We start from the raw sequence: 10,604 nt of genomic DNA on the forward strand, positions 1-10,604 counted from the left end.
TTGTTTCCATGGGCCGGTCCCGACGGGGCGGTACGCGCTGGCGCACACCCTTTCCCTCCACGACGCTCTTGCGGTCGAGCCGTCGGCGTCGGCGAACGCGGCGTGCGCGTCGGCTTCGGCGGCGCCGTCATGCGCGGCGGAGGCGGTGGCGATGCGCGCCTCGATTTCGCGCAGCGCGGCATCGCCATCGAGCGTGTAGTCGAGCGCCGAGCGATCGACCGCGGGCGTTTCCTGCGACACATGGGCGATCCGCCACGACGGCGGCATCGAGAAATCGCCGCCGTCCGAGTGCAGCTCGCCGCGCAGGACCGAGAACAGGGTCGACTTGCCGGCGCCGTTTGCGCCGATCAGGCCGGCTTTCTCGCCGGGATTGAGCACGAAGGAGGTCGACTCGAACAGCGGCTTGGTGCCGCGCGCAAGGCTGAACTGATTGAAACGGATCACGGCGGAAATGACTGGCCAAAACCGCTATTCTAGACTGCGCGCCGCTCGCGCCGGGCATTGGCCGTTCGGCGGATGTCGCAACGGGGCAATTTCGCCTAGACTCCACGTCGATCCGGTTTCGTAAAAGGAGTGCCCGATGTCCACCCTGTATTCGTTCAGCGCAGAGACGCTTGCCGGTGCGCCGGCCTCGCTCGACGCATATCGCGGCAAGGTGCTGCTGATCGTCAACACCGCGAGCGAGTGTGGTTTCACGCCGCAGTACGCGGGCCTGCAGAAGCTGTACGACCAGTACGCGGCGCGCGGCTTCTATGTGCTCGGCTTCCCGTGCAACCAGTTCGGCAAGCAGGAGCCCGGCGACGCCACGCAGATCGGCGCGTTCTGCGAGCGCAATTTCGGCGTGACGTTCCCGATGTTCGCGAAGATCGACGTGAAGGGCGATCATGCGCATCCGCTGTACCGCTACCTGACCGACGAGGCGCCCGGCATTCTCGGCCTCAAGGCGATCAAGTGGAATTTCACGAAATTCCTGATCAATCGCGAAGGCCGTATCGTCAAGCGCTACGCGCCGTCGACCAAGCCGGACGAAATCGCGGCGGATATCGACAAGCTGCTTTGACGGCTGCCGGCGGCGTTCGCGGCGCCGGTGCGGATCGCACGGGCGCCACCGCCACCGCCACCGTCCCGGCCGTTAGAGGATCGGCGCGAACAGCCGCGCGACGTGCATCGCGATGCGCCGCCAGGCGGGCGACCGGCGGTATTCGCTCGCATCGACCTCGTACGCCTGCGCGAAATCTGCCTCGAGCATCGTCTCGACCTCGTCGGCGAACGTGCGGTCCACGGTCAGCACCATGATCTCGAAATTGAGGCGGAACGAGCGGTTGTCGAGATTCGCGCTGCCGATCGCTGCCGCGATGCGGTCGATCAGCACGACCTTCTGGTGCAGGAAGCCGGGCCGGTAGCGGAACACCTTGACGCCCGCATCGACCAGGTCGCGTGCGTACAGCTTCGACGCTTCGAACACCACGTAGTGATCGCGCCGGCTCGGGATCAGGATGCGCACGTCGACGCCGCGCATCACGGCGAGCTTCAGTGCGGAGATCACGGCTTCGTCGGGGACGAGGTACGGCGTGGTGATCCAGACCCGCTCGCGCGCGGCGTTGATCGCCTCGACGAAGAACAGCGAGCCCGTCTCCTGCTTGTCGGCCGGCCCCATCGGCACCGCGAGGCAGTGCATGTTGTCGCCGGGCTGCGCGGGCGGCGGCAACGCGAGCGGCGGCAGCTTCTGCGTCGCCCAGTGCCAGTCTTCGGCGAACACGTACTGGATGCTCGCGACCACCGGGCCGCGGATCTCGATGTGCGTGTCGCGCCACGGCGACAGGCGCGGCTTCGCGCCGAGATATTCGACGCCGACGTTGTGGCCGCCGACGAACGCGCGATTGCCGTCGACGACGACGATCTTGCGGTGGTTGCGGAAGTTGAGCTGGAAGCGGTTGACGAACTTCCGGTTGGTCGCGAACGGATGAACTTCGACGCCGCCCCGGCGCAGCGTGTCGACGTAGCTGTGCGGGAGGTCGAAGCTGCCGATGCTGTCGTACAGCAGGCAGCAGCGCACGCCGGCTGCCGCGCGCGCGAGCAGCGAGTCGCGCAGCATCCGGCCGAGCGCATCGTCGCGCACGATGAAGAACTGCACCACCACGTAGTCGCGCGCGGCGTCGATGGCCGCCAGGATCGCCGAGAACGTCGCGTCGCCGTTCACCAGCGTGCGCACCGAATTGCCGCCGAGGAACGGCATGCCGCCGAGCCGCGTGAGCGCGAGCACTGCGGCCTGGCCGATTGCGTCGGCGGCCGGGCCGTCGGTCGCGTCGGTGCTGAGCCAGGGCGAGCGCGGTGTGTGCATGCGCAACATTTCCAGCTCGTGGCGCCGGGCGTCGACGTAGCCGGAGAACTTGCTGCGGCCGAGGAACAGGTACGGAATGAGCGTCAGGTACGGCATGGCCGCGAGCGAGACGGCCCACGCGATCGCGCCTTGCGACGTGCGCGTGTTCATGATCGCGTGGCACGCCGCGACGATCCCGAGCACGTGGATGGTCAGGATCAGGGTGCCGAGATGTAGCCAGTCGAGGGTCATGGGCGCGTGACGGACTCCTGAGGTCGCGCGGCCGGGCGGCCGCCTACGCGCATCTTACCCAACCGTGCGGCGCAACGGTGCACCGCACGGTGGGCGAGCCGGAAAGGCTCAGGCCTTGCGGGGCAGGTCCGACGCCTGGATCAGGAAGACGGCGTCGTCGCCCGCGCTGGTGGGCAGCCACGTGAGTTCGAGGCCGCCGAGCGCGGCTTCGACGTTTTCGCGCTCGTTGCCGATCTCGACGACGAGCACGCCGTCGTCGTGCAGCCAGCGATGGGCCTCGGCGACAATGCGTCGCACGATGTCCATCCCGTCATCGCCACCGGCGAGCGCCATCTCCGGCTCGTGCCGGTACTCGGGCGGCAGCGCGGCCATCGACGACGCGTTCACGTACGGCGGGTTCGTCAGGATCACGTCATAGCGTGAGCCCGGATCCGTGCGGAACGCGGGCAGCGGTGCGTAGAGGTCGCCGCGGTGCAGTGCGACGCGGTCTTCGAGGCCGTAGTCGCGCACGTTGATCTCGGCAACTTCGAGTGCCTTGTCGGACAGGTCGACCGCATCGATCTCGGCGTTCGGGAACGCACTCGCCGCGAGGATCGCGAGGCAGCCGGAGCCCGTGCACAGCTCGAGCACCGCGCCAACCTGCTCGGGATCGGCGACGTACGGCTGCAGCCCGTCGTCGAGCAGCTCGCCGATGAACGAGCGCGGCACGATCACGCGTTCGTCGACGTAGAAGCGGTGGCCGTGCATCCACGCTTCATGCGTGAGGTACGCGGCCGGCACGCGGTCGGTCGCGCGACGTTCGATCACTGCGAGCACAGCCGAGATTTCGTCGGGCAGCAGCCGCGCGTCGAGGAACGGTTCGAGCGTGTCGAGCGGCAGGTCGAGCGTGCGCAGCACGAGGTAGGCCGCTTCGTCGTACGCATTGTCGGAGCCGTGGCCGAACGCGAGCTTCGCCTTCGAGAAGCGCGTGACCGCGTAGCGAAGCAGGTCGCGAACAGTGGCAAAAGGTGTCGTCATGCGAAGCTCCATCAGGCGATCAGTTGTTCGAGCACGCGGCGGTACACGTTCTTCAGCGGGTCGACGAAGCGTACTTCGATGTGCTCGTCGATCTTGTGGATGCTGCCGTTCGGTGGGCCGAACTCGATCACCTGCGGGCAGATGCGCGCGATGAAACGGCCGTCCGACGTGCCGCCCGTCGTCGACAGTTCGGTCGTGATGCCGGTCTCGGTGCGGATCGCGTTTTCCAGCGCGCCCGACAGTTCGCCGCGCGGCGTGAGGAACGGCAGGCCGCTCACCGACCACTTCAGCGTGTACTCGAGGCCATGCTTGTCGAGGATCGCATGCACGCGTGCCTGCAGGCCCTCGACCGTGCTGGCGGTCGAGAAGCGGAAGTTGAACAGCAGGTCGGCGTGGCCGGGAATCACGTTGGTCGCGCCGGTGCCGGCGTGCAGGTTCGACACCTGCCAGGTGGTCGGCGGGAAGTATTCGTTGCCTTCGTCCCACTGCTCGGCGGCGAGCTCGGCGAGCGCCGGCGCGAGCAGGTGGATCGGGTTCTTCGCGAGGTGCGGATACGCGATGTGGCCCTGCACGCCCTTGACGACGAGTTCACCCGACATCGAGCCGCGGCGGCCGTTCTTGACGACGTCGCCGAGCTCGGTGGTCGACGTCGGCTCGCCGACGATGCAGTAGTCCATGCGTTCGCCGCGCGTTTCGAGCAGCTCGACGACCTTCACGGTGCCGTCGGTGGCGGGGCCTTCCTCGTCGCTCGTGATCAGGAACGCGATCGTGCCGCGGTGGCCGGGATGGGCCGCGACGAATTCCTCGGACGCGACGACGAACGCCGCGAGCGACGTCTTCATGTCGGCCGCGCCGCGGCCGTACAGTTTGCCGTCACGATGGGCAGGGATGAACGGCGGCGAGCTCCACTGCTCGAGCGGGCCGGTCGGCACGACGTCGGTGTGGCCCGCGAACGCGAGCAGCTTGCCGTCGCGGCCGTCGGTGCCGCGCTTGACGGCCCACAGGTTGGTCACGCCGTGCGACGCGATGGTCTCGCATTCGAAGCCGAGCGCGGTGAGGCGCTCGGTCATGATCTGCTGGCAATGCTGGTCGTCGGGCGTCACGGACGCGCGGGCGATCAGCTGTTCGGTAAGGGCTAGGGTGGCGGACATGGTTCGGACCACTTTCGATAAAAAATGCCGGCGCGGTGGCCGGCAGCGACAAGACGTCGGGCTGCGCCGACAGGCGCAGCGCGGGCGGCCCTATGCGGCAAACAGCGCCGCGTATTGATCGGCCACGAAGCCGAGCGATTTCACACGGCCGTTGACCACCAGCACGGGGCGCTTGATGACCGACGGCTTGTGGATCATCAGCGCGACCGCGCCGGCCTTCGTTTCGGCGGCCGCCTTCATCGCGTCGTCCAGGCCGCGCCACGTCGTGCCGCGCTTGTTGACGAGCGCGTCGAGCGACACGTCCTTCAGCCAGTCCTCGACGAGCGGTGCGCTGACACCGAGCTTCTTGAAGTCGTGAAATTCGAATTCGACGCCGTGATCGTCGAGCCACACGCGGGCCTTCTTCACGGTGTCGCAGTTCGGAATACCGTAGACGACCACGGTGTGCGGCTTTGCCATCAGTCGCCTCGCAGCAGCTCGTTCAGGCCGACCTTCGCGCGGGTCTTCGCGTCGACCTTCTTGACGATCACCGCGCAGTACAGGCTGTGCGAGCCATCCTTCGACGGCAGGTTGCCGGCGACGACGACCGAGCCGGCCGGGATGCGGCCGTAGCTGACTTCGCCCGTTTCACGATCGTAGATCTTGGTGCTCTGGCCGAGGTACACGCCCATCGAGATCACCGAGTTTTCCTCGACGATCACGCCTTCGACGACTTCCGAGCGCGCGCCGATGAAGCAGTTGTCTTCGATGATGACCGGGTTCGCCTGCAGCGGCTCGAGCACGCCGCCGATGCCGACGCCGCCCGACAGGTGCACGTTCTTGCCGATCTGCGCGCACGAACCGACCGTTGCCCACGTGTCGACCATCGTGCCTTCGTCGACGTACGCGCCGATGTTGGTGTACGACGGCATCAGCACGACGTTCTTCGCGATGAACGAGCCGCGGCGCGCGATGGCCGGCGGGACGACGCGGAAGCCGCCCGCGGCGAAATCTTCAGCCGTGTAGTTCGCGAACTTCGACGGCACCTTGTCGTAGAACTGCGAGTAGCCGCCGGCGGGCATCGGCGCGTTGTCCTCCAGGCGGAACGACAGCAGCACGGCCTTCTTCAGCCACTGGTGCACGGTCCAGTTGCCGTCGATCTTCTCGGCCACGCGCAGCGCGCCTTTGTCGAGCTGCTCGATCGCGTGCGCGACGGCTTCGCGGACGTCGGCCGGTGCGGCCTTCGGCGACAGCTCGGCGCGGTTTTCCCAGGCGGTATCGATGATTTGCTGAAGTTGTTGCGACATGTTCGTTTTCGCAGGAGATGGATGGAATTGATCGGATGGACGATTACCGCGCGAGAGAGCGGCAGAAATCGACGATGCGTTGCGCGCCCTCGACGCATTCGGGGGTGCCCGCGACGAGCGCGATCCGGATGAAATCGCGGCCCGGATTCGTGCCGTGCGCGTCACGCGCCAGGTACGAGCCGGGCAGAACCGTCACATTATAGTCGGCGTACAGGCGGCGGGCGAACTCGGTGTCCGACAGCCCGGTGCGCGACACGTTGGCCCACAGGTAGAACGCCGCGTCGGGCAGCTTCACGTCGATCACGTCGGCAAGCAGCGGCGTGACGGTATTGAACTTCTGCAGGTACAGCGCGCGGTTCTCGCGCACGTGCGCCTCGTCGTTCCACGCGGCGATGCTCGCGTGCTGCCAGACCGGCGACAGCGCCGCGCCGTGGTAGGTGCGGTACAGCAGGAATTTCTTCAGCAGCGCCGCGTCGCCGGCGACGAAGCCCGAGCGCATGCCCGGCACGTTCGAGCGCTTCGACAGGCTCGACAGCATCACGAGCCGCTCGAAGCCGCGGCCGAGGCGGTGCGCGGCCTCGAGGCCGCCCAGCGGCGGCGCCGCTTCGTCGAAATAGATTTCCGAATAGCACTCGTCGGATGCGATCACGAAACCGTGGCGGTCGGACAGCGCGAACAGCTCGCGCCAGTCGTCGAGCGTCAGCACGGCGCCCGTCGGGTTGCCCGGCGAGCAGACGTACAGCAGTTGCGTGCGCGCCCAGACTTCGTCGGGCACGGACGCGTAGTCGCACGCGAAGTTGCGGGCCGGGTCGCTGTTCGCGAAATAGGGTTCGGCACCGGCCAGCAGCGCCGCGCCTTCGTAAATTTGATAGAAAGGATTCGGACAGAGTACGATCGCCTTCTCGCCCTGTTCGGACGGGCGTGCGTCGATCACCGTCTGCGCAAGCGAGAACAGCGCCTCGCGCGACCCCGACACGGGCAGCACCTGCGTGGCCGGATCGATGGCCGGCAGCCCGTAGCGGCGCTCGAGCCAGTGCGCGATCGACGTGCGCAGCGCGTCCGAGCCGGCGGTGGCCGGGTACGACGCGAGACCGTCGAGCGCGGCCACCACGGCGTCGCGAATCAGCGCCGGGGTCGCATGTTTGGGCTCGCCGATGCCGAAGCTGATCGGTTTGAGGGCGCCGGAGGGCGTCACGTCCTTGAACAGGGCGCGCAGCTTTTCGAAGGGATAGGGCTGGAGCGAGTCGAGTCGAGGGTTCACGGGCGAAGCGGCCATCGCGGCCGGTTGGAGCGAAAGAAGCGGCGGGCGCGCCGCGCGGCTGCGAACGGGCGCCGATGGCGCGCGGGTCGCAACGGACGATTATAGCGTGACGGAATGCGGTCACGGCCTGCCGGAACGGCGGCCGGGCCGGTCGAATAAAGGGTATTGAACCAAATGAATAACGCGGTACGCGGCAGCCTGCCGACGCTGGCCATCCTGATCGGCGCATCGGTATGGGGCCTGATCTGGTATCCGCTGCGGATCCTGGCATCGCTCGGCGTGACGGGCACGCTGGCAAGCGCGCTGACGAGCCTCGTCGCGTTCCTGTTCGTGATCGTCGCGCGGCACCGCACGATCTCGACGCTGCGCTGGCACTGGGTGCTGCCCGGCATCGCGGTGACGGCCGGCGTGACGAACCTCGGGTTCGTGTGGGGCACGATCCACGGCGAAGTGCTGCGCGTGATGCTGCTGTTCTACCTGACCCCCGCGTGGACCGCGATCTACGCGCACTTCCTGCTGCGCGAGCGGCTGACCTGGGCTGGCGCGGGGCTCGCGGCGCTGTCGATCGGCGGCGCGATGCTGATGCTGTGGTCGCCGAAGCTCGGCCTGCCGCTGCCGGCCACCCCGGCCGAATGGGCCGGTCTCGCGGCCGGGTTGAGCTTCGCGATGAGCAACGTGCTCGTGATCAAGGCGAGCCGCGAGCTGCCGGAGATGCGCGCCGAGATGCGCACCGCGACGCTGTTCGGCGGCGCGGCCGTGTTCGGCGCGATCGCGTCGCTGTTCGAGGGGCTGCCGGCGGTGCCGGCAGGCGGGCACCTCAGCTCGGCCGCGCTGATCATCGTTGCGATCGGCGTGACGATGGCGTCGAACAACCTGCTCGTGCAGTACGGGCTGGCGCGTGTGCCGGCGAACCGTGCGTCGATCATCATGCTGTTCGAGATCGTGATCACCGCGCTGTCGGCGTGGGTGTTCGCGAACGAGCTGCCGACCGCGCGCGAGTGGGCGGGCGGCGCGTGCATCGTGCTGGCGACGCTGCTGTCGAGCCGGGTCCATCGTGCCGCGCCGGCACCGGACAAACCCGGCGACGGTCGGGACGGCGCACGCGCGATGGTATGATGGAAGCCGTTTGCGGGGCCCAACGCAGTATGCGCGCGGCCCCGCTTTTGAATTCCGGGGCGCGTCGCGCGCATGGGCCGTCCGGCCTCGCGCAGTGCGGCTCCGTCCGTTTCACACCTTCTTCACATCCGATACCGCCGTGCGTCTGAGCTCGATCAAACTCGCTGGCTTCAAATCCTTTGTCGATCCCACGCATTTCCAGGTTCCGGGCCAGCTTGTCGGCGTGGTGGGCCCGAACGGGTGCGGCAAGTCCAACATCATCGATGCCGTGCGCTGGGTGCTCGGCGAGTCGCGCGCTTCCGAGCTGCGCGGCGAATCGATGCAGGACGTGATCTTCAACGGCTCGACCGCCCGCAAGCCCGGCAGCCGGGCCAGTGTCGAACTGATCTTCGACAACTCCGACGGCCGCGCGGCCGGCCAGTGGGGCCAGTACGGCGAGATCGCCGTGAAGCGCGTGCTCACGCGCGACGGCACGTCGAGTTACTACATCAACAACCTGCCGGCGCGCCGCCGCGACATCCAGGACATCTTCCTCGGCACCGGCCTCGGGCCGCGTGCGTACGCGATCATCGGGCAGGGCATGATCGCGCGGATAATCGAGGCGAAGCCGGAAGAGTTGCGCGTGTTCCTCGAGGAAGCCGCGGGCGTGTCGAAGTACAAGGAGCGCCGCCGCGAGACCGAGAACCGCCTGCACGACACGCGCGAGAACCTGACGCGCGTCGAGGACATCGTCCGCGAACTCGGTGCGAACCTCGAGAAGCTCGAGGCGCAGGCCGTCGTGGCCACCAAGTACAAGGAACTCGTCGCCGACGGCGAGGAAAAGCAGCGCCTGTTGTGGCTGCTGCGCAAGAACGAGGCCGCCGGCGAGCAGCACAAGCAGCAGCGCGCGATCGAACAGGCGCAGATCGACCTCGAGGCGCAGACGGCGAAGCTGCGTGAAGTCGAGGCGCAGCTCGAGACGCTGCGCGTGGCGCATTACTCGGCAAGCGACGCAATGCAGGGCGCGCAGGGTTCGCTCTACGAAGCGAACGCCGAGGTGAGCCGCCTCGAAGCCGAGATCAAGTTCATCGTCGAATCGCGCAATCGCGTGCAGGCGCAGATCGCCGCGCTGAATGCGCAGCGCGAGCAATGGCGCGCGCAGGCCGAGAAGGCGCAGGACGAGCTCGAAGAAGCCGAAGAAGCGCGCGCGATGGCCGACGAGAAGGCCGCGCTCGCCGAAGACAACGCCGCCGCGAAGCACGACGCGCTGCCGGCGCTCGAAGCGAAGTTCCGCGATGCGCAGTCGCAGCTCAACGACGAGCGCGCGCGGATCGCGCAGACCGAACAGTCGCTGAAGCTCGAAGCCGCGCACCAGCGCAACGCCGACCAGCAGCTCCAGCAGCTTCAGCAGCGCCATGAGCGCCTGAAGAGTGAAGCGGGCGGGCTCGACGCGCCGGACGAGGCCCAGCTCGACGAGCTGCGCATGCAGCTCGCCGAACAGGAAGAGATCCTGGCCGAGGCGCAGGCGCGCCTCGCCGACGCGCAGGAAACGGTGCCGCGCCTCGATGGCGAGCGCCGTGCCGCGCAGGAGCGCGTGCAGGCCGAAGCCGCGCAGATCCACCAGCTCGAGGCGCGTCTCGCTGCGCTGAAGCAGCTGCAGGAAAACGTGCAGACCGAAGGCAAGGTGCAGCCGTGGCTCGACAAGCACGAGCTTGGCGCGCTGCCGCGTCTGTGGAAGAAGCTCCATGTCGAAGCGGGCTGGGAAGCGGCGCTCGAAGCCGTGCTGCGCGAGCGCCTCGCCGCGCTCGAAGTGTCGAATCTCGACTGGGTGAAAGCTTTTGCCACCGACGCACCGCCCGCGAAGCTCGCGTTCTACGCACCGCCCGCGGCCGGCGAACCGCCGGCGGCCGTGGCCGGCCTGCGTCCGGTGCTGTCGCTCGTGCGCATCGACGACGCGGGCATCCGCGCGGTGCTGAACGACTGGCTCGGCAACGTGTACGTCGCCGACGACATCGCGCAGGCACTTGCAACGCGCACGCAGCTGCCGGCAGGCGGTGCGTTCGTCGTCAAGGCCGGCCATATCGTTACGCGCGTCGGCGTGCAGCTGTATGCCGCCGATTCGGAGCAGGCCGGGATGCTGGCCCGCCAGCAGGAAATCGAAAACCTGACGCGCCAGGTGCGTGCGCAGGCGCTGCTCGCCGACGAGGCGCGTACGGCCGCCG

General features: G+C 67.9%; 10 protein-coding genes. 3 read left to right on the forward strand and 7 right to left on the reverse strand.

What is annotated here, in order from left to right; all coding sequences use genetic code 11:
* Positions 1 to 444: ATP-binding cassette domain-containing protein (locus tag G3N93_RS24995; protein ID WP_307873429.1), on the reverse strand; the 444-nt coding region annotated here is incomplete at its 3' end.
* A 136-nt stretch (positions 445 to 580) separates the two neighbouring features.
* Between G3N93_RS24995 and G3N93_RS25000 the strand changes: the two genes are divergently transcribed.
* Positions 581 to 1,060, forward strand: a complete 480-nt coding sequence (locus tag G3N93_RS25000; protein ID WP_174944477.1) for a glutathione peroxidase — start codon at positions 581 to 583, stop codon at positions 1,058 to 1,060.
* 72 nt (positions 1,061 to 1,132) lie between these two features.
* Here G3N93_RS25000 and cls read toward each other — a convergent pair whose 3' ends face one another.
* The 6 genes from cls to dapC all read right to left on the reverse strand — a co-directional run bounded on the left by cls (position 1,133) and on the right by dapC (position 7,302).
* Complete coding sequence (gene cls / locus G3N93_RS25005; protein WP_174988864.1) at positions 1,133 to 2,572, reverse strand: cardiolipin synthase; 1,440 nt, start codon at positions 2,570 to 2,572, stop codon at positions 1,133 to 1,135.
* A 108-nt stretch (positions 2,573 to 2,680) separates the two neighbouring features.
* Positions 2,681 to 3,589: a 50S ribosomal protein L3 N(5)-glutamine methyltransferase gene (prmB, locus tag G3N93_RS25010; RefSeq protein ID WP_174944484.1), complete on the reverse strand. Its 909-nt coding sequence runs from the start codon at positions 3,587 to 3,589 to the stop codon at positions 2,681 to 2,683.
* Between the two features lie 11 nt (positions 3,590 to 3,600).
* Entirely contained in the window at positions 3,601 to 4,740 is a 1,140-nt protein-coding gene (gene dapE / locus G3N93_RS25015) for a succinyl-diaminopimelate desuccinylase (protein ID WP_174988866.1), read from the reverse strand.
* Positions 4,741 to 4,830: 90 nt separating this feature from the next.
* The gene (locus tag G3N93_RS25020) at positions 4,831 to 5,199 is read right to left on the reverse strand and encodes an ArsC family reductase (RefSeq protein WP_069248286.1); all 369 of its coding nucleotides are present in this window, start codon (positions 5,197 to 5,199) and stop codon (positions 4,831 to 4,833) included.
* Positions 5,199 to 6,026 carry a 2,3,4,5-tetrahydropyridine-2,6-dicarboxylate N-succinyltransferase gene (gene dapD / locus G3N93_RS25025; RefSeq protein WP_006478479.1) on the reverse strand — a complete coding sequence of 276 codons (828 nt, stop codon included), beginning with the start codon at positions 6,024 to 6,026 and terminating at the stop codon, positions 5,199 to 5,201. The genes G3N93_RS25020 and dapD overlap by 1 nt, the downstream gene beginning before the upstream one ends.
* A 43-nt stretch (positions 6,027 to 6,069) precedes the next feature.
* Complete coding sequence (gene dapC, locus G3N93_RS25030; RefSeq protein WP_174944489.1) at positions 6,070 to 7,302, reverse strand: succinyldiaminopimelate transaminase; 1,233 nt, start codon at positions 7,300 to 7,302, stop codon at positions 6,070 to 6,072.
* A 159-nt stretch (positions 7,303 to 7,461) separates the two neighbouring features.
* On the opposite strand from dapC, the gene G3N93_RS25035 reads away from it, so the two are divergent.
* Positions 7,462 to 8,403, forward strand: a complete 942-nt coding sequence (locus tag G3N93_RS25035; RefSeq protein ID WP_174944542.1) for a DMT family transporter — start codon at positions 7,462 to 7,464, stop codon at positions 8,401 to 8,403.
* A gap of 139 nt (positions 8,404 to 8,542) precedes the next feature.
* Positions 8,543 to 10,604 (forward strand): chromosome segregation protein SMC (smc, locus tag G3N93_RS25040; protein WP_206134174.1); only part of this gene is annotated, 2,062 nt, incomplete at its 3' end.

It is taken from the genome of Burkholderia sp. Se-20378 (assembly GCF_017104665.1).
GTDB lineage: Bacteria > Pseudomonadota > Gammaproteobacteria > Burkholderiales > Burkholderiaceae > Burkholderia > Burkholderia lata.